The 18,761-nt window shown below is 65.7% G+C and carries 20 protein-coding genes and 1 riboswitch; of the genes, 2 read left to right on the top strand and 18 right to left on the bottom strand.

Going from position 1 to position 18,761, the window contains the following annotated elements:
• Nucleotides 1-224: 224 nt before the first annotated feature.
• Together rpsA and cmk are read right to left on the bottom strand one after the other, a co-directional pair.
• The gene (gene rpsA, locus GC146_RS02095) at nt 225-1,904 is read right to left on the bottom strand and encodes a 30S ribosomal protein S1 (protein WP_291833692.1); all 1,680 of its coding nucleotides are present in this window, start codon (nt 1,902-1,904) and stop codon (nt 225-227) included.
• 203 nt (nt 1,905-2,107) lie between these two features.
• Entirely contained in the window at nt 2,108-2,716 is a 609-nt protein-coding gene (gene cmk, locus GC146_RS02090) for a (d)CMP kinase (protein WP_291833689.1), read from the bottom strand.
• 66 nt (nt 2,717-2,782) lie between these two features.
• Here cmk and GC146_RS02085 point away from each other — a divergent pair, with 66 nt between their 5' ends.
• Nucleotides 2,783-3,217 (top strand): VOC family protein, encoded by a 435-nt coding sequence (locus GC146_RS02085; protein WP_291833686.1) that lies wholly within the window; start codon nt 2,783-2,785, stop codon nt 3,215-3,217.
• 105 nt (nt 3,218-3,322) lie between these two features.
• Here GC146_RS02085 and aroA read toward each other — a convergent pair whose 3' ends face one another.
• From aroA to miaB, 12 genes are all read right to left on the bottom strand, one after another.
• Nucleotides 3,323-4,681, bottom strand: a complete 1,359-nt coding sequence (gene aroA / locus GC146_RS02080) for a 3-phosphoshikimate 1-carboxyvinyltransferase (RefSeq protein WP_291833683.1) — start codon at nt 4,679-4,681, stop codon at nt 3,323-3,325.
• A gap of 138 nt (nt 4,682-4,819) precedes the next feature.
• Nucleotides 4,820-5,584 (bottom strand): tRNA (guanine(46)-N(7))-methyltransferase TrmB, encoded by a 765-nt coding sequence (locus GC146_RS02075; RefSeq protein WP_291833680.1) that lies wholly within the window; start codon nt 5,582-5,584, stop codon nt 4,820-4,822.
• A 135-nt stretch (nt 5,585-5,719) separates the two neighbouring features.
• Nucleotides 5,720-6,184 (bottom strand): preQ(1) synthase, encoded by a 465-nt coding sequence (gene queF / locus GC146_RS02070; RefSeq protein ID WP_291833677.1) that lies wholly within the window; start codon nt 6,182-6,184, stop codon nt 5,720-5,722.
• Nucleotides 6,185-6,187: 3 nt separating this feature from the next.
• On the bottom strand, nt 6,188-7,369 hold the full coding sequence (gene metK / locus GC146_RS02065) for a methionine adenosyltransferase (RefSeq protein ID WP_291833674.1): 1,182 nt from the start codon (nt 7,367-7,369) through the stop codon (nt 6,188-6,190).
• A gap of 7 nt (nt 7,370-7,376) precedes the next feature.
• A riboswitch (SAM-SAH riboswitch) is annotated at nt 7,377-7,425 on the bottom strand.
• A 17-nt stretch (nt 7,426-7,442) separates the two neighbouring features.
• Entirely contained in the window at nt 7,443-8,972 is a 1,530-nt protein-coding gene (gene lnt, locus GC146_RS02060; protein WP_291833671.1) for an apolipoprotein N-acyltransferase, read from the bottom strand.
• A complete protein-coding gene (locus GC146_RS02055) occupies nt 8,969-9,853 on the bottom strand; it encodes a hemolysin family protein (protein ID WP_291833668.1) in 885 nt (294 codons plus the stop codon). The genes lnt and GC146_RS02055 overlap by 4 nt, the downstream gene beginning before the upstream one ends.
• 36 nt (nt 9,854-9,889) lie before the next feature.
• Complete coding sequence (gene ybeY, locus GC146_RS02050) at nt 9,890-10,393, bottom strand: rRNA maturation RNase YbeY (RefSeq protein WP_291833664.1); 504 nt, start codon at nt 10,391-10,393, stop codon at nt 9,890-9,892.
• 5 nt (nt 10,394-10,398) lie between these two features.
• Nucleotides 10,399-11,412 (bottom strand): PhoH family protein, encoded by a 1,014-nt coding sequence (locus GC146_RS02045; RefSeq protein WP_291833661.1) that lies wholly within the window; start codon nt 11,410-11,412, stop codon nt 10,399-10,401.
• Nucleotides 11,413-11,427: 15 nt separating this feature from the next.
• The gene (locus GC146_RS02040) at nt 11,428-11,577 is read right to left on the bottom strand and encodes a hypothetical protein (protein WP_291833658.1); all 150 of its coding nucleotides are present in this window, start codon (nt 11,575-11,577) and stop codon (nt 11,428-11,430) included.
• Entirely contained in the window at nt 11,574-11,942 is a 369-nt protein-coding gene (locus GC146_RS02035) for a hypothetical protein (RefSeq protein ID WP_291833655.1), read from the bottom strand. The genes GC146_RS02040 and GC146_RS02035 overlap by 4 nt, the downstream gene beginning before the upstream one ends.
• Nucleotides 11,936-12,523 (bottom strand): OmpA family protein, encoded by a 588-nt coding sequence (locus tag GC146_RS02030; protein ID WP_291833652.1) that lies wholly within the window; start codon nt 12,521-12,523, stop codon nt 11,936-11,938. Before GC146_RS02030 ends, GC146_RS02035 begins: the two co-directional genes overlap by 7 nt.
• A 181-nt stretch (nt 12,524-12,704) precedes the next feature.
• Nucleotides 12,705-14,021: a tRNA (N6-isopentenyl adenosine(37)-C2)-methylthiotransferase MiaB gene (gene miaB / locus GC146_RS02025; protein WP_291833649.1), complete on the bottom strand. Its 1,317-nt coding sequence runs from the start codon at nt 14,019-14,021 to the stop codon at nt 12,705-12,707.
• A 193-nt stretch (nt 14,022-14,214) separates the two neighbouring features.
• On the opposite strand from miaB, the gene GC146_RS02020 reads away from it, so the two are divergent.
• Nucleotides 14,215-15,102, top strand: a complete 888-nt coding sequence (locus GC146_RS02020; RefSeq protein ID WP_291835702.1) for a hypothetical protein — start codon at nt 14,215-14,217, stop codon at nt 15,100-15,102.
• A 13-nt stretch (nt 15,103-15,115) separates the two neighbouring features.
• Here the strand turns inward: GC146_RS02020 and GC146_RS02015 are convergent, their stop codons facing one another.
• From GC146_RS02015 to GC146_RS02000, 4 genes are all read right to left on the bottom strand, one after another.
• Nucleotides 15,116-17,002: a ferrous iron transporter B gene (locus GC146_RS02015; protein WP_291833645.1), complete on the bottom strand. Its 1,887-nt coding sequence runs from the start codon at nt 17,000-17,002 to the stop codon at nt 15,116-15,118.
• A 240-nt stretch (nt 17,003-17,242) separates the two neighbouring features.
• Entirely contained in the window at nt 17,243-17,611 is a 369-nt protein-coding gene (locus tag GC146_RS02010; RefSeq protein ID WP_291833642.1) for a diacylglycerol kinase family protein, read from the bottom strand.
• 7 nt (nt 17,612-17,618) lie between these two features.
• Nucleotides 17,619-18,179: a phosphatase PAP2 family protein gene (locus tag GC146_RS02005; RefSeq protein WP_291833637.1), complete on the bottom strand. Its 561-nt coding sequence runs from the start codon at nt 18,177-18,179 to the stop codon at nt 17,619-17,621.
• 246 nt (nt 18,180-18,425) lie between these two features.
• The gene (locus tag GC146_RS02000) at nt 18,426-18,704 is read right to left on the bottom strand and encodes a FeoA family protein (RefSeq protein WP_291833635.1); all 279 of its coding nucleotides are present in this window, start codon (nt 18,702-18,704) and stop codon (nt 18,426-18,428) included.
• Between the last annotated feature and the right edge of the window lie 57 nt (nt 18,705-18,761).

Below are 18,761 nucleotides of genomic sequence, written 5' to 3'. Positions count from 1 at the left end.
AAACGGGCGCTGTAGGCATAATGCTGCCCGACCTGAGGCAAAAGAAGACGAATCTGAACTTCTGAAGCGGTCGCGCGGTGTCACGGGGCTGTCACGGGAATGTGGCTGAGCATCTTGCTCAAAGGATGATTCGCGGCGCCATCAGCCCCCGGGAAGGGGGCCAAAGAAAAGCCCCCGCCAGTGGAACCGGCGGGGGCGATTGTCCGGCGCGATGGCCGAAGCTTTTACTTTTCGCCTTTCAGCGCGGCGCCAAGGATGTCGCCCAGCGAGGCACCCGAGTCGGACGAGCCATACTGTTCCACGGCTTCCTTCTCTTCGGCGATCTCGCGCGCCTTGATCGACAGGCCCAGCTTGCGGGTCTTGCTGTCGACGTTGGTCACGCGGACATCCACGTGGTCACCCACCTGGAAACGCTCGGGGCGCTGTTCAGCGCGGTCACGGCTGAGGTCGGAACGGCGGATGAACGATTTCATCCCCTCGTATTCCACCTCGATCCCGCCATCCTCGATCTTGGTGACGGTGACAGTGATGATCGAGCCACGCTTGACCCCACCGATCGCCTCGGCAAAGGGGTCTCCGTCCATCGCCTTGATCGAGAGCGAGATACGCTCTTTCTCGACATCCACCTCGGTGACCTTCGCCTTGACGATGTCGCCCTTGCGGTAGTTCTGGATGGCGTCCTCGCCCCGGCCTTCCCAGGTCAGGTCCGAGAGGTGAACCATGCCGTCGATATCGCCCGGCAGGCCCACGAACAGGCCGAACTCGGTGATGTTCTTGACCTCGCCTTCCACCTCGGTGCCCTCGGGATGGGTCTCGGCAAAGACTTCCCACGGGTTGCGCATGGTCTGCTTGAGGCCCAGCGACACGCGACGCTTGGCGCTGTCGATCTCGAGCACCATGACCTCGACTTCCTGGCTGGTCGATACGATCTTGCCGGGGTGCACGTTCTTCTTGGTCCAGGACATTTCCGAGACGTGGACAAGCCCCTCGATCCCCGGTTCCAGCTCCACGAAGGCGCCGTAGTCGGTGATGTTGGTGACGCGGCCGGTATGCACCGATTCCAGCGGATACTTCGCCTCGACGGTATCCCACGGGTCGGCCTGCAGCTGCTTCATGCCCAGGCTGATGCGGTGGGTTTCCTTGTTGATCTTGATGACCTGCACCTTGATCGTCTCGCCGATCGACAGGATCTCGGACGGGTGGTTCACACGCCGCCAGGCCATGTCGGTCACGTGCAGCAGGCCGTCGACACCGCCCAGGTCCACGAAGGCCCCGTATTCGGTGATGTTCTTGACCACGCCGTCAACGGTCTGACCTTCGTAGAGGTTGCCGATGACCTCGGCGCGCTGCTCGGCGCGGCTTTCTTCGAGGATCGCACGGCGCGACACCACGATGTTGCCACGGCGACGGTCCATCTTGAGGATCTGGAACGGCTGCTTGAGGCCCATCAGCGGGCCGGCATCGCGCACCGGGCGCACGTCCACCTGAGAACCGGGAAGGAACGCAACCGCGCCGCCCAGATCCACGGTGAAACCACCTTTGACGCGGCCGAAGATGGCGCCATCGACGCGCTCTTCGTCGGCATAGGCCTTTTCCAGGCGGTCCCAGGCTTCTTCGCGGCGGGCCATTTCACGGCTGATCACCGCTTCGCCACGGGCGTTCTCGACCTGGCGCAGGAACACCTCGACCTCGTCACCGACCTTTATGTCGGGCGCTTCGCCGGGGTTCGCGAATTCTTTCAGATCGACGCGGCCTTCCATCTTGTAGCCGACATCGATGATGGCTTGGCCCGCCTCGATGGCGATGACCTTGCCCTTGACGACGCTGCCCTCGCTGGGCGTGTCGATTTCGAAGCTTTCGTTCAGGAGGGCTTCGAAATCCTCCATGGATGCACGTGCGGACATATGTGTTTTCGGTTCCTTTGACGTTGCTATTCGGGCCAGGCGGTTGTCTCCGCCGGTCTTTGCGGTTGCGGTTGGTCGAACAAGAAAACAAAGAGGGCCGGTATGCGCCGGCCCTGCTCCAGTCTCATGCTCGCGGGTGTGATCCCCGCTTCGACAGGGCGTCCCATAGCCGTTTCGGCCTGCAAGGGCAAGGCGAAAGGCGCCTATCCGCGCCGCGCCGCCACCTCGGCCACGGCCCGCGCGACCGCCTCCTCGATGCTCAGGTCGGAGGTGTCCAGCATCACCGCGTCGGCGGCGGGTTTCAGCGGCGCGGTGGCCCGCTCGCTGTCGCGGGCGTCGCGGGCGCGCACTTCGGCCAGAATGGTTTCGAACGTGCCGGCAATGCCCTTGGCGGCCAGCTCGTCCAGCCGTCGCTGCGCGCGGCATTCGGGGCTTGCGGTGACGTAAAGCTTCACCTGCGCCGCGGGGCAGATCACCGTGCCGATGTCGCGCCCGTCCAGAACCGCGCCGTCCGACCGCGCGGCAAATGTGCGCTGGAACGCAACCAGCGCCGCGCGCACCTCGGGGATCGCGGCGACCTTGCTGGCTGCCTCGGCAACCGCTTGCGTGCGCAGTGCCTCGCCTTTCAGATCGTCGGGCGTCAGCGCGCGCGCCGCCGCCTCGGGCGCAGCCCCGGCCAGCACCTTGGCCCCCACGGCGCGGTAAAGCAGCCCGGTATCCAGATGCGCCATCCCGAAATGCGCCGCGACCGCCCGCGCAATGGTGCCCTTGCCGGCAGCCGCCGGCCCGTCGATGGCCACGGTGAACGTCATCGCATCGCTTCCTTGTTCCGTCCCGCCTTGTTCCCTAACCTCGGCCCCAAGTCAAAGGGGGTTCCGATGGGAACAGGCGCACCGCCCGCCACATGGGCCAGCCACGCGACAGAGATCATGGTCAGCGACTATGCCCGGTCGTTGTCGTTCTGGACGGAGATCATCGGCTTTGCAGTGGCCTTTTCCCGGCCCGCGCAAATGTTCGCCTGCCTCGCCCATCCTGACGGCGCGCAGATGATGATGTACCAGCGCGATGGCGGCTGGGAGACCGGCCCGCTGCAGCAGCCCTTCGGCCGTGGCGTAATCATCCAGGTCTACGTGTCCGATGTCATTGCCGCGGCGGCCCGGGTCACCGACGCTGGCCTGCCCTTTTTCGAACCGCTGCACGAGAAATGGCGAGACTGGGGCGACCGTCAGGGCGGCCAGCGCGAATTCCTGTTGCAGGATCCCGACGGCTACCTCGTGATGGTGGCTCAGCGGATTGGCGAACGTGCCCTCTAGGGCATCCGCCCACCGGTCCCGGCCCAGTATTCCAAGGCTCGCACGGCTGCCAGCGCGGCAAGCACGCAGGTCAGCACGATAGCGCGCCAGTTGCGCCGGGGCTTCTCAGGCGCGGCCACTGGTGTCGCGTGTCAGGGTAGCGCCGAGACCGGCCATCAACCCTTCGAAGATCGGGAAGGACGTGACGATCGGGCTGGCATCATCGACCGTCATCGGCCGTTCGGTCGCCAGCCCCATCACCAGGAAGGACATCGCGATGCGGTGGTCCAGGCGGCTGGCCACCGTGGCCCCGCCCGGCACGGCCCCGCCGCGCCCATGCACGATCCACCAGTCCTCGCCCGTTTCCACCGTCACGCCCGCGGCACGCAGGCCCTCGGCCATCGCCTCGATCCGGTCGCTTTCCTTTACCCGCAACTCCTTGACGCCGCGCATCACGGTGGGCCCCTCGGCAAAGGCCGCGACGACCGACAACACCGGGTATTCGTCGATCATGCTGGCGGCGCGCGCGGGCGGCACCTCGATGCCCTTGAGCGCGGACGAGAAGCGCGCGCGCAGGTCGGCCACCGGCTCGCCCCCTTCCTCGCGCGGGTTCTCGTAGGTCAGGTCGGCGCCCATCTCGCGCAGCGTGGTGAAAAGGCCCGCCCGCGTCGGGTTCAGCCCGATATTCGGGACCAGCACGTCGGACCCTTCGACGATCAGCGCCACGCAAACCGGGAAGGCCGCCGAGGACGGGTCGCGCGGGACGATGATGGTCTGCGGCCGCAGTTCGGGTTGGCCGGTCAGGGTGATAACGCGGCCCTCGGGCGCGTCCTCCACGCGCAGCGTTGCGCCAAAGCCCGCCAGCATCCGCTCGGAATGGTCGCGCGTCGCCTCGCGCTCGATCACCACGGTCTGGCCCGGCGCGTTCAGCCCCGCCAGCAGCACCGCCGATTTCACCTGCGCCGAGGGCACCGGCACCATGTAGCGCACCGGCACCGGGTCGGCCGCGCCGACGATCGTCATCGGCAGCCGCCCGCCCGCACGCCCGTAGGCGCGCGCGCCGAACAGCGCCAGCGGGTCGGTCACCCGCCCCATCGGCCGACCGTTAAGCGAGGCATCGCCGGTAAAGGTCGCCGTGACGGGCGAGGTCGCCATCGCCCCCATGATCAGCCGCACGCCGGTGCCCGAGTTGCCGCAGTCGATCACGCTTGCCGGCTCGGCGAACCCGCCCACGCCCACGCCATGCACCGACCAGACGCCGCTCTCTTCACGCACCACCTCGGCGCCGAAGGCGCGCATCGCGGCGGCGGTATCCAGCACGTCCTGCCCTTCCAGCAGCCCCGTCACCCGCGTTTCGCCCACCGCGAGGGCGCCAAGGATCAGCGCGCGGTGCGAGATCGACTTGTCGCCCGGCACATGCGCCTCGCCCGTCAGCGGGCCGGCGCGGCGGGCAGTCATCGGGACGGGATGGGCAGAGCCGGACATGGGCGACACCTCGATTGAACCTCGCCGCCTCATAGCCGAGCCACCCGACAGGGTCCATCACCCGGCTGCCTTTGCCTTGCAAATATCCCGGGGGGTGAATGCCGCAGGCAGAGGGGGGCAGCGCCCCCCTGCCCCGCTTCAGGCGCGGCGGAACGTCAGGTAATGCGGGCGGCGGCCCTCGCGCAGCGCCTTCCGCTCGTAGCGGGTGGGCAGCCAATCGGGCCAGGGCGTATGAATGTCCGCGGTTACCCCCTCGTCGCGCATAAAACCTTGTCGCGGCACTTCTTCCAGTGTCTGGCGGACATAATCGGGAATGTCGGTGGCCACACGGAACTGCCCACCCGGCCGCATCACCCGCGCCAAGGGGGTCAGATGCTCCGGCGTCACGAAGCGCCGGCGGTGATGGCGGCGCTTGGGCCATGGGTCGGGGTAGTTGAGGAAGGCGCGCGCGATGCTGGCATCGGGCAGCACGTCAAAAAGGTCGCGCACATCGCCGGGATGGACGGCAAGGTTCGTGACACCTGCCGCGCGGATCTTGCCCAGCAGCATCGCCACACCGTTGACAAAGGGCTCCGCGCCGATCAGCCCGATCGCCGGGTAGGCCGCGGCCATATGAACCATGTGCTCGCCCCCGCCAAAGCCGATTTCCAGCCAGATCTCGTCGGCGCCCGGAAACCGCGCCGCGAGGTCAAGCGGGCGACGCTCGGGGTTTTCCTCCCAGCCGACCGGTCCGGGCGAAAGCGGACCGAGATCCTCGTCCAGATACTCGGCCTGCGCGGCGCGGATCGTCTTGCCCTTGATTCGGCCATAGAAGTTGCGCCATGGCGCGCCAGTGGGATGGCCGTCCGTGCCAGAGACTTCGGTCTCACTGCCCTCGGGGGCGGTCTTGGGGGTGTCGGTCATGCGGTCCTCTGGTCGGGGACCGGGGGTAGCCCAAGCGCCCGCGCCGCGTCAAGCCGCGGCCGGATGCTTACCAAACCGTCCCCCCTTCCGGCGGACGCGCCACGGCGCGCTCAATTGAGAACACGCGCGCGAAAGTCAGCCGCGCCCGCGATAGGGCGCAACGCCCTGGTCGGGAACCCACGCGCCTTCCGGTGGCGCGCCGGTTTGCCAGAAAACGTCGATCGGGATGCCGCCGCGCGGATACCAGTAGGCCCCGATCCTGAGCCAGCGCGGCGCAAGCAGGTCGACCAACCGACGCGCGATCATCATCGTGCAATCTTCGTGGAACGCACCGTGATTGCGGAACGAGGTCAGGAACAGTTTCAGCGATTTCGATTCCACCAGCCAGTCGCCGGGGATGTAGTCGATCACGATATGAGCGAAATCGGGCTGGCCCGTCATCGGGCAAAGCGAGGTGAACTCGGGCGCGGTGAAACGCACGACGTAATCGGTGCCGGCATGGGGCGACGGCACCTTTTCCAAGATCGCGGCCTCGGGGCTGGCAGGCGTTTCCACCTGCCGCCCAAGCTGGGTCAGGCCACCGGGATCGGACCCGACCATGCCTCAGACCTCGCGCAGCAGCGCATCGACAAGGTCTGTCCGCTCCCACGAGAAACCGCCATCGGCCTCGGGCGCACGGCCGAAATGGCCATAGGCCGCTGTGCGCGCATAGATTGGCCGGTTCAGGCCCAGATGCGTGCGAATACCGCGCGGGCTGAGGTCCATCACCCGGCGCAGCGCCCGCTCGATCGCGGCGGTTTCCACCTCGGTCCCGCCGTGGGTATCAACATAGACCGACAGCGGCTTGGCAACGCCGATGGCGTAGGAAAGCTGGATCGTGCAGCGCTCGGCCATGCCGGCCGCAACCACGTTCTTGGCGAGATACCGCGCGGCATAAGCGGCCGAACGGTCCACCTTGGTCGGGTCCTTGCCCGAAAACGCGCCGCCGCCATGGGGCGCGGCACCGCCGTAGGTATCAACGATGATCTTGCGCCCGGTCAGCCCCGCATCGCCATCGGGCCCGCCGATCACGAAGGTGCCTGTCGGGTTCACCCACCATTCGGTGTTCGCGGTCAGCCAGCCTTCGGGCAGCACTTCGCGGATGTAGGGCTCGACGATGGCACGGATGTCGGCGCTTGTCTGGCTGTCATGCGCGTGCTGGGTCGAGAGGACCAGCGACATTACCTCGACGGGCTTGCCCTCGACGTAGCGCAGCGTCAGCTGCGACTTCGCATCGGGACGCAAGTCGGGTTCGGCGCCGGATTTGCGCGCCTCGGTCAGGCGGCGCAGGATCGCATGGGCATAGTGGATGGGCGCCGGCATCAACTCTGGCGTTTCGCGCACGGCATAGCCGAACATGATGCCTTGGTCGCCCGCGCCTTCGTCCTTGTTGCCGCTGGCGTTTACGCCCTGCGCGATATGGGCGGACTGCTCGTGCAGCAGGTTGGTGATTTCCACCGTCTCGTGATGGAACTTGTCCTGCTCGTAGCCGATATCGCGGATGGCCCCGCGCACGAGGTCTGGGACATGCGCCATGTAGCTGTGCAACTTGTCCTGATCCGACAGGCCCACTTCGCCGCCGACGACGACCCGATTGGTGGTGGCAAAGGTCTCGCAGGCAACCCGGGCTTCGGGTTCGGCAGCGAGAAACGCATCGAGGATGGTATCGGAAATCCGGTCGCAGACCTTGTCGGGGTGGCCTTCGGACACAGATTCCGAGGTAAAGATGTAGTCCTGTCGAGACATGGGGAAACGCTCCATTGGGTGTAGACCGCCACGCCAGGAAGCCGTTGTGGCGGCAAATGATAATCCCTCTCGGCTACTGCCGCGCCCGGCGAGGGTCAATCGAAAAGCGCGGACGGGCGAAAAGCGCCGCGAGACTGACCAGTATCAGCATCACCAGCGCGGTCCAGTCGCCCCAGCGGGCATAGAGGGTGGGCGGCAGCGCAGGTGGCAGACGGGCGTCCAGCCCACCCTCGGCGCCCAACGGCAGGGACGCGGTGATGCGCCCTTTGGCGTCGATCATCGCGCTGATGCCGGTATTGGCAACGCGCACCATCGGCAGGCCCTGTTCGATGGCGCGCAGGCGTTCCTGCGCAAGATGCTGCTGCGGTCCGGCATCGGTGCCGAACCACGCGTCATTGGTGATCAGCACCATCAGGCGCGGACGGCGGGTGTATGCGCCGACCTCTTCGGCGAAGATGCCTTCGTAGCAGATCAGCGCCAGCGCCGGGCCGATACCGGGGATGTCCAGCACATCGCCGACCCGCCCGGCGCTGAAGCCGCCACCCTCGGAGGCGGCAAGGCCGTGGATGCCGAACCGTGCAAACCAGTCGCCAAAGGGGATGTATTCACCGAAGGGGGCCAGATGCGCCTTGTCATGGATGGCCAGCACCTGCGCCCCGCGCCCCAGAACGACCAGCGCGTTGTAATAGCGGCTGCCCTCACGCCGGTTGATGCCAAGCACCACTGGCGCCCCGCGTGAAAGGTCCGAAATCGTCTCGAAAGCGGGGGTGGCATATTCCAGCAGGTAGGGCAGCGCGGTTTCCGGCCAGACGACAAGGTCCGGCGCGGGGCTGGCTGCCGTGGCGTCGAGCAGGCGGTTGTAGAAGACATCCGCCATGTCGGGGTTCCATTTCTGGTCCTGCGGCGCGTTGGGCTGCACCATGCGCACCAGCGGCAACGTGGCATCGGGCGCGGGGGCCGGGCCGGGATCAAGCAGTGGCCAGGCAACAGCTCCGGCCACGACCGGCAGCGCGGCGAGCACAAAACTGCGCCGCCCCGCTTGTGCCAATGCGGCAGCACCCAGCAAAGTCAGCAGGGTCAGCCCGTGCGGCCCGACGAAGGCCGCCAGTTGCGCCAGCGGCGTGCCAATCCAGACATGGCCGATCAGCGCCCAGGGAAAGCCGGTGAACAGGACGCTGCGCGCGACCTCGGCCAACGTCCATGCGGCGACAAGGGCCAATGCGCCGGCGGGCCGCCACCGTTGCGCCAGTGCCCAGCCCACCCCCCAGAAAAGCGCCAGCCCCCCCGCCATCAGCGCCAGCGCATAGGGCGCCATCCAGCCGTCGCGCGCGGCATCCACCTGGAAAGGCTGCATGATCCAGTGCAGGGTCAACAGGAAATAGCCAAGGCCCAGCGCCCAGCCCATCCCGAAGGCGGCGCGGGGCCGGGTGGCGCGGGCGTGCAGGAAAAATGCGACGGTCAGCGCCGCCAGCGTCAGCGGCCAGAGCGCCCACGGCGCCTGCCCCAACCCGGCAAGCGCACCAAGCGCCACCAGCCCGCCCAGCCGCAGGACAAGCACGCCCGCCCGGCGGCCGGTGCCGCGCGTCGCTGGCTGCTGGGTCACGAAGCCTCGGCCGAAGGCAGCCTCACCCGCAGCCGCTTGATGCGGCGCGGATCGGCGTCGATCACCTCGAACTCCACCCCGTCAGGGTGAGTGACGATCTCGCCCCGCGCGGGGACGTGGCCCGCCAGCATGAAGACCAGCCCGCCCAACGTATCGACCTCTTCTTCGTCGATCTGGTCATGCGCAGTCAGGTCCATGCCGATGGCGGATTCGAACTCTTCCAGAGGGGTCTTGGCCTGCGCCATGTAGACCCCCGGCTTTTCCTTGAGGAAGGTGCGCGCTTCTTCGATGTCATGCTCGTCCTCGATGTCGCCGACGACCTGCTCGATCAGATCCTCGATCGTCACCAGACCGTCGGTGCCGCCGTATTCGTCGATGACCAAGGCCATGTGGATGCGTTCGGCCTGCATCTTCTGGAGAAGTACGCCCAGCGGCATGGACGGTGGCACGTAAAGCAGCGGCCGCAGCATCGCGCGCAAGTCAAAGGGCGTGGCGCCCGCGTCAAAACCGTGGCGTAGCGCGAAATCCTTGAGGTTTGCCATGCCGACGGGGCTGTCCAGCGTGCCATCATAGACTGGCACCCGCGTCAGCCCGCTGTCACGAAATACCTTGAACAGGTCATCACGCGAGATGGTAACGGGCACGGCAACGATGTCGGCCTTGGGGATTGCCACGTCTTCGACGCGCAACCGGCGCAGGTTGAGCATGCCGGGCATAGCCACGGTGCCGTTCGCGGGGCGCACGGCCCCACCCTCGTCACCGCTGTCGGTGGGAGCCAGCGCTTCGATGATGCGGCTGAAGAAGCCGCGACTCTGACCCTCGGCGGGGTCGTCGCCTGTGGCGGGTGCCTGTCGTGAAGGCCCCTCGGGGGTGTCGCCCATCTTCTCCTACCTCGGATCGCGATCAGGATCGCGTCATTACGCTTGCGAATATGGGTCGGCAAGGCCCAGCTTGCCAAGGATTTCCGTCTCCAGACCCTCCATCAGGACCGCATCTGCCTCGCGTATGTGATCAAAGCCCAACAGATGCAGCGTGCCGTGGACCAGCAGATGGGTTGCGTGGTCTGCCAGCGGCTTGTCCGCCGCGGCAGCCTCGGCCACGCAAGTGTCATAGGCCAACGCGATATCGCCCAGCTCGGTCGGGCCAAAATCTTCGGGCGCGGGCGGATGCGGCATTTCACCGGGCGTCTCGGCACCGCGCTCCTCGGAGGGCCAGCTCAGGACGTTTGTCGGCGTTGGCTTGCCACGGAAATCGGCGTTGAGCGCGCTGATGCGCGCATCGTCACAGACCATCAGGCTGACCTCGAAAACCGAAGGTTCAAGCCCCAGCCGCTCCAGCGTGGCACATATGGCTGTTTCGGCCAGCGCCTCGATTTCCAGCGCCTCCCAGCGCGGGTCTTCCACCATACAATCGACGGTCATCGCGCTCAGACGCCGCCCTCGGCCTCGTAGGCCCCAATGATCGCGGCAACCAGAGGATGACGCACGACGTCCTTGGCGGTGAAATAGTTAAAGCTGATCTTGTCGATGCCCTTGAGGATGCGCTCGGCATCGGCCAGCCCCGATGGCATACCGCGCGGCAGATCGACCTGGGTGCGGTCGCCGGTGATCACCATGCGGCTGCCTTCGCCCAGTCGCGTCAGGAACATCTTCATCTGCATACTTGTCGCGTTCTGCGCCTCGTCCAGTACCACGAAGGCATTGGACAGGGTCCGGCCGCGCATGAAGGCCAGCGGCGCGATCTCGATCTTCTTTTCCTCGATCAGCTTGGCCGTCATCTTCCCCGGCAGGAAATCGTTCAGTGCGTCGTAAAGCGGCTGCATGTAAGGGTCGACCTTGTCCTTCATGTCGCCGGGCAGGAAACCCAGCCGTTCGCCCGCCTCGACCGCGGGACGACTGAGAATGATGCGGTCGACATGGCCGCCGATGAACATGTTCACGCCTACCGCGACGGCAAGATAGGTCTTGCCGGTGCCGGCGGGGCCAATGCCGAAGCACAACTCGTTCTCGTAAAGGGCGCGGACATAGGCCTTCTGCGCCTCGGTCCGTGGCTCTACCAGTTTCTTGCGGGTGTTGATCTCGATCCGGCCGGCGCCGAAAAGTTCCTTCTGATCGCCGGCAAGGGTCCCTGTCCCCTGCTCCGCGCCGCCCATCCGCAATTCGCGGTCGATGTCGCCGGGTTCGATCCCGCGTCCTGATTCGAGGCGATGGTAAAGCGCGTGAAGCACGTCGCCGGCGCTAGCGCGCGCCTCGGCATCGCCGATCACGCTCAGACGATTGCCGCGGCGCAGGATCTGGACGCTGAGTCGGTGTTCGATATCGGCCAGGTTCCTGTCATATTCCCCGCACAGGTCGATCAGCAGGAAGTTGTCCGGAAATTCCAGCACCGTTTCGGAATTATCGGGCGCGGTGCGGTGCGGGGTCAGGATGCTGGTGGCCAAACAGAACTCCTCGGCTCAGGTGTTGGGACAATCGTGGCGACTTGGCGCCGGATACACAAGCTGTTGCAGGTCAATGTCACGAAGAGGCGACATCCGGCCGATGCAAAAAGGCAAAAGGCCGCGGGCAATGCCGCGGCCTTGAGCAATCAGGTTGCCGTCGATCATGGATTGCGCGGCACCCAGTCGCGGATCGGGGCGGCCTGGTCCTGGTAATTGCCGACCACCGTGCCCGGCGGATAAAGGTTGTTGCAGATCGGCAGCCCCGAGCGGTTGTCGAACCGACGGCCGGAATAGCCCTCGACCCCGTCATCCTTGATCCAGACCTGGCAACCGTCGCCGTCATAGGCGATGGCGGCCTCGCCGTTGACCAGCGGAGCCTGGTCGATGCCGGTATCGTGGTTGGTGGCAATCAGGCCACCCTGTTGATAGGGCGTCAGGCCGCCCAGCGGACCCTCGGCACAGCCTGCCAGCATGGCGGCCGCCCCCAGAACTGCAAGCTTCGCGCCAAATGCATTCATCTTGATCACCATGTGTAGCAGACAATTTCGACGCGACGGTTGAGCTGCATGCCCTCGGGGGTTGCGTTCGTGGCGATCGGCTGGCGCTCGCCATAGCCGATCTCGCGCACGATGGGTGCCCCGACTGACCTGCCGACATCCGCCACCGCCTTGGCGCGTCGCTGCGACAGCCCGATGTTGTAGGCGTCCGAGGCCCGGCTGTCGGTATGCCCGTAAACGGCATAGCCAAAGGCACCCGCAGTCTCGAAGAATTGCTTGAGACGCGTGACGGCCGCCGGCGTCAGGTGCGAACTGTCAGTGTCGAACAGCTGATCGGTGTTGCCCACGAAGCAGCGGTTGACTGTAGCGCAGATCGGATGGCCCGTCTTGGGATCCACCCGGTCAACCATATAGCCCTCGACCCCGCCGTCGGCCCACCAGTGTTGGCAGCCATCGGCGTCGACCCAGATACCCCAGTTGATATGACCCGCGACGGTCGGTGCGGTGGGCGCGGCAGCTGCCCCGTCCGCATGAGCCGCGGTTGCAAATACGAAACAAGCTGCAAGCGCCGCCATCACGGACGCTGCCCACTTGCCAAATGCCGACATCTTCATCGGTAAGCCCCCACATACCCTGTCGATCTTTTTCGATCGTGTTCTTGAGCTTACGCTCTTGAGATACCTTAGCAACAAGAGCGCGGCTGTGAAGCCGAAATCGGGGAAAGGTGCCACAATCCGGCCACAATGCCATCGGGCCGAATTTCGATCGTTCTGATTCGGCGAACAGTTCGCGCGATTACGCAGGTATTGTCGCGACCCCGGAAAGCGAGTTCGGACCGCTTCCAGTAATCCGCACCCGGGCAATATCGCCGACTCGCAATTGGTCGGTCGTGACATGGACCGGGTGAAGGTGTCCCGATTTGCCGGTCAGCTGGCCGGGCATGCGGCCGGGTTTCTCGAACAGCACCTCGACCTCGCGGCCGATCATCGCCTCCTGCGCTGCATGTTGCTGCGCGGTGATCAGGGATTGCAGGCGTTGCAGGCGATCGTCGGCCACCTCGTCGGGCAGCGCGGGCCGCTCGGCCGCGGGCGTGCCGGGGCGCGGCGAATACTTGAAAGAATAGGCCGCGCCGAATCCAACGGTGCGGATCAGCGCCAGCGTTTCTTCAAATTCGGCCTCGGTCTCGCCCGGGAATCCCACGATGAAATCTGACGACAGCAAAAGATCGGGCCGCGCGGCGCGCAGGCGCTCGACCAATGCAAGGTATTGATCCGCCGTATGCTTGCGGTTCATCGCCTTGAGAATGCGGTCACTGCCCGATTGCACCGGAAGGTGCAGGTACGGCATCAGCTTGGGCTGGTTGCCGTGCGCCGCGATCAGCGCGTCATCCATGTCATTTGGATGTGAGGTGGTGTAGCGCAGCCGGTCCAGACCCTCGATGCCCGAAAGCGCCTCGACAAGTCCGGCAAGGCCCCCGGGGTGGCCGTGATAGGCATTCACGTTCTGGCCCAGAAGGGTAATCTCGCGGACGCCCGAAGCGGCCAACTCCTGCGCCTCTCGCAGGATACGGTCGGCCGGACGGCTGACCTCGGCCCCACGCGTATAGGGCACCACGCAGAACGCGCAGAACTTGTCGCAGCCCTCCTGCACGGTCAGAAACGCCGTCGGTCCACGCGCGGCCTTGGGGCGGCCGGCCAGAACGGTGAACTTGTCCTCGGCGGGAAAGTCGGTGTCGATGGCGCGCGCGCCCTTCTGCACCGCCTCTTCCATCGCGGGCAGGCGATGATAACTTTGCGGGCCGACGACAAGATCGACAACCGGCGCGCGACGCATGATCTCGTCGCCCTCGGCCTGCGCGACGCAGCCCGCTACACCCACCTTCAAGTCAGGCCGTTCGTCTTTCAGGGCCCGCAGGCGCCCCAGTTCGGAGAACACCTTTTCCGAGGCCTTTTCGCGGATATGGCAAGTATTGAGCAGGATGAGGTCCGCGTCATCCTGCGTCTCGGTGCGGGCATAGCCCGACACCGCCAGCGCCTCGGCCATGCGCTCGCTGTCATAGACGTTCATCTGGCAGCCATAGGTCTTGATGAAAAGCTTCTTTGGCGCGGACATCGGGCGAACCTTTCGGCGGCGGGCAGACAAGTGAAGGGCTGACAGGGCGTCCTACAGGCCGGCACCGCTACTTGCAATGGAGGGGGATTTACCCAATCCTGCACGCAAAAGCGAGGCCAGGCATCCGCCGATGAACGACCTTTCCGCCAAGACAGCGATTGGAACGGGTCCGCGCGGCCCGGTTCCCGCACCGATGCCAAACGCCGGCGTCGCTGCCGAACGCTTTGGCAGTCTTGCCGAGTTCCTTGCCCGCGGGAAATCGGCGCTGGTGAAGGGGCCGCTGTGCCTGATCTTCGTCGAGGACGATGTCGAGGTTGGCTCGACAATCCGCCACCACCTCGATTCCGGCTTCCGCAAGCTGATCGTGCTGGCGCCGCCAGCCGTCGAAGTTCCGGGTGATCCGGCGGGTCGGGTGCTGCGCATTGATCACGACACGCTCGCCGAAGGCGCGCTGGTTGGCGCGGTCAACCGTATTACCGCCGCCGCGCCCGATGTCTGGTTCTATTACTGCTACAACGCCGAATACCTGTTCTTCCCGTTCTGCGAACATCGCGGTGTGGGCGAGATGCTGACCTTCAACATGGAAGAGCGGCGCGACACGATCCTGACCTACGTGGTCGATCTTTACGCCGGCGATCTGGATGCACATCCCGGCGCGGTCTCGCTGACCGATGCGCATCTTGACAGGTCGGGGTATTACGCGCTGGCCCGCAAGGGCCCCGACGGAAACCCGCTGGAGCGGCAGCTGGATTTCTTCGGCGGGCTGCGCTGGCGCTTCGAAGAGCATATCCCGCGGGCCAGCCGGCGGATCGACCGGGTCGGGCTATTTCGCGCCAAGCCCGGGCTGAAGCTCCGCCCCGATCACACCTTCACCGACGAGGAATACAACACCTACGCCTGCCCGTGGCACCACAACCTGACGGCGGCGATCTGTTCGTTCCGCACCGCCAAGGCGCTTAAGCGCAATCCGGGCTCGACCTTCGACATCCAAACGTTCCGCTGGCACAACTCCACCCGCTTCACCTGGCATTCGCAGCAGTTGCTGGACCTTGGCCTGATGGAGCCGGGGCAGTGGTTCTAACGGGCCCGCCGCCTCAGCCTGCGCCGAACGCCAAGGCGATGTTGTAGGTCAGGAAAGACCCTGCATAGGCCAGCGCCAGCATGTAGCCGAAGGTGACCCACATCCAGCGCCAGCCGCCCGTTTCGCGCCGGATCACAGCCAGCGTCGAGGCGCATTGCGGTGCGAAGATGTACCAGACCAGCAGCGACAGCGCGGTCGCAAGGCTCCAGTTCTGGGCCAGCACGTGGCCCACCAGCATCGGGTCATCGCCGCCGCCGCCCTGGATGGCATAGACGGTGCCCAACGCGGCAACTGCGACCTCGCGCGCGGCCATGCCGGGGACAAGGGCCATGCTGATCTGCCAGTTGAACCCGATCGGGGCGAGGACCGGCTCGATCGCGCGGCCGATCATCGCGGCGAAGCTGTGGAAGATCGCCGGATCGGTCGTGCCCGGCGGTGCGGCGGGAAAACTTGCCAGCACCCAGATCACCACCATCATCGAAAAAATCGTGGTGCCCGCACGGCGCAGGAACACCCGCACCCGCGTCATCAGCCCAAGACCGATGTTGCGCGGGCGGGGCATCTTGTAATCGGGCAGGTCCAGCATGAAGGGCGGCGATGGCTGGCGACGCCAGAACAGGAACTTCGCGGCAAAGGACACGCCCAGCGCCGAGGCGATGCCGGCAGCATAAAGCCCGAACATCACCAGCCCCTGCAGGCTGAAGAGCCCCGCGACCTGCCGCGCCGGGATGAAGGCGCCGATGATCAGTGTATAAACCGGGATGCGCGCCGAGCAGGTCATCAGCGGCGCGACAAGGATGGTCGTCAACCGGTCGCGGCGGCTGTCGATCACGCGGGCGGCCATGATGCCGGGGATCGCGCAGGCGAAAGAGGACAACAACGGGATGAAGGCGCGGCCATGCAGCCCCGCCCCGCCCATGATCTTGTCCATCAGGAAGGCCGCGCGCGCCATGTATCCCAGGTCTTCGAGCAGCAGGATGAAGAGGAAGAGGATCAGGATTTGCGGCAGGAAGACCAGCACGCTGCCCACGCCCGAGATCAGGCCGTTCTGCACAAAGCTTAGCAACAGTCCGGGTGGCAGCACCGCCCGCGCCAGCCCGGCCAGCCCGTCAAAGCCTGCCGAGATCAGGTTCATCAGGGGGGCGGCGCCGACAAAGACGGCTTGAAACATCACGAACAGCAGCGCCAGCAAGATCAGCAACCCCGCCACGGGGTGCAACAACACCGCATCGACCCGACCGGTAAGCGTGTCGGGCCGGGCAGGCGCCGTGACCGCCGCGGCGATCAGACGGTCCGCTTCGCCCTGCAGGCGGCGCAATTGCAGCGCGCCGGGTGCTTCCCATGTGTTGGGGCCCGCCGGGGCGATGCCCCCGGCGATGATGCCGTCAAGTGCGGCCCACAGCGCATCGAGCCCGCCACGCCGCACAGAAGTTGCCGAGACGACCGGCATGCCCAACGTTGCTGCCAATGCTGCCTCGTCGATGCCGATGCCACGGTGGCGGGCGATGTCGATCATGTTGAGAACCAGCATTGTCGGACGCCCCACGCGCTGAACCTCGAGCGCAAGCCGCAGACCGGCGCGCAGCGAGGTGGCATCGGCCACCACGATCAGCATGTCGGGCGCAGGCTCGTCCGGGCGCGCGCCCATCACGACGTCGCGCGTCACCTCTTCGTCGGGACTGCGGGCGCGCAGCGAATAGGTGCCGGGCAGGTCAACGACGTCGATGCGGGTGCCGGTCGGGGTCACGGCTGTGCCCAGCTTGCGTTCGACGGTGACGCCGGAATAGTTGCCGACCTTCTGACGTCCGCCGGTCAGCGCGTTGAACAGCGCCGTCTTGCCGCAGTTCGGCGCACCCACGATGGCAAAGCGCCACGTGCGGGCCTGGCTCAGGTCGTCCATCGAATATGCCGTCCCTTGTTCCAGTGCCCGCTTCGGCGGGCCGGCCATGTCAGCCGATAAAGATCGCCATCGCCTCGCGGCGGAATGGGCCCTCGTGCTGGATACGCACCTCTTGCGGGCTCAGTTGGGCTTTGCTGAGCATGCTCTGATGTCATCCACAACGGTTCGGCGGGCACCTTTATATTCTTGATCAATACAGTCAAGTTTGATTCCGGTCACGTACCGGAGAGCGTCACTGCGTCAGCCGGCTGCGGATGCAACGAGGTAGGGCCAGAACACGATTAGACCAATGCAGACGGCGCCGATGGCACAGACAAGGACGCAGGCGGCGGCCAGATCTTTCGCATCGCGTGCCAAGGCGCTCCATTCGGGGCTGGCAAGGTCCACGACCCGTTCCAGCGCGGTGTTAATCGCCTCGGCTGCCAGCACGAGTGTGATGGCGAAAATCAGCGCGATCCAGTCGCCCCCGCGCACCCGCAAAAAGGCCGCCAACCCGATCGTCGCAAAAGCGGCCAGCAAATGGATGACGGCATTTGGCTGGCGCAGCAATAATCCCAGCCCGCGAAAGGCATGACGAAAAGACCTGGCTCTTTCGCGAAGCAGCCGCATCGCGCGCTCAGAAATGCAAGGTGTAGGTAGCAGAGGCCCCCGTCGCCGTGGGCGTGATCGCAAGCTCGGCGTTTCGCGGGGTGGTGAACAATCGCGCCAAGCCCCAACCAAGGGCGGCACCGGCCACAACATCACCCAGATAATGTTTGTCGGCTTCGACACGCCCAAGTCCCGTCAACGCCGCAACGCCGTAGAGATAGGGCACATAAGGGCCCATCTGGTCGCCGTAGCGGGTCGCGACATAGGTGGCGGCGGCAAACGCCATCGCGGTATGGCCGGAGGGAAAGCTGTCATGGCCCGAGCCGTCGGGCCGCGGCGCGTCGATCGCCGCCTTCAGCGCCTCGGTGACCAGGAAGGTGGCGCCAACGGTCTTGGCAAGCTCGACACCGCCGGAACTATCCTTGTGGGCATAGGTCGTAAACGCCGCAACGCCCCCCAACCCCAGCGCGAAGGCTGTCGAGGCGGTGTCCCACCCTTGGGTATCCGCCGCCAGAACCGGCTGCGCCGACAGCAGCGCCCCGCAAGTCGCCAGGGCAAGGGAAATGCGGACGGTTGGACTGCGTGTCATGGTCCGGCTCCATTGCTGTGCGGCAGGTCGCGCCTCCGTCCAGATCGGTACGCGATCCCGCAGAGGGGCGCCGGTGTTAAGCGCGCGGCACGCATTGACCTTCCACAGCCACGCCCGGCTGCGCAAGGTTTTCCTGAAACAATACCGCGATCCCAGTCCTTTGCGCACGAACAAGGGGCCGGCCCATGCGCAACCGAGGCTACGGCGCCTTGGCCATAAGCTGCTTTGTGATCACCGGCAGGGCCCTTAGCCGATGAAGATTGCCATCGCCTCGCGTCGGCGCAGCGCCACCGTCGCGCCATTGACGCGGACGGCGATCGGGTCTCGGCCGAAAAGGCCCTCGTGGAGGATGCGCACCTCTGCCCCTTCGACAAAACCAAGCTCGATCAGACGCCGTTCGATCTCTTGCGGCGGCAGGCTGGCGGCCATGTCGGTGACGTCAATTCGCAGCACCCGGCCGTGATCCCCCTTCGCCGACAGGCCGAGCGCGCGTTCTTCGGCAATGATCGGCTGCGCTGTCGTCATGAAAGGGGTTTTCCCGAGGCTACAAGCCACAGGTGTATAATCTTGAGCATTATCGTC

Origin of the sequence: Limimaricola sp., assembly GCF_016125575.1 — a bacterium.
GTDB lineage: Bacteria > Pseudomonadota > Alphaproteobacteria > Rhodobacterales > Rhodobacteraceae > WGLM01.
The sequence above is the reverse complement of the archived record's forward strand: the minus strand, read 5'-3'. Positions and strand labels throughout refer to the sequence as shown.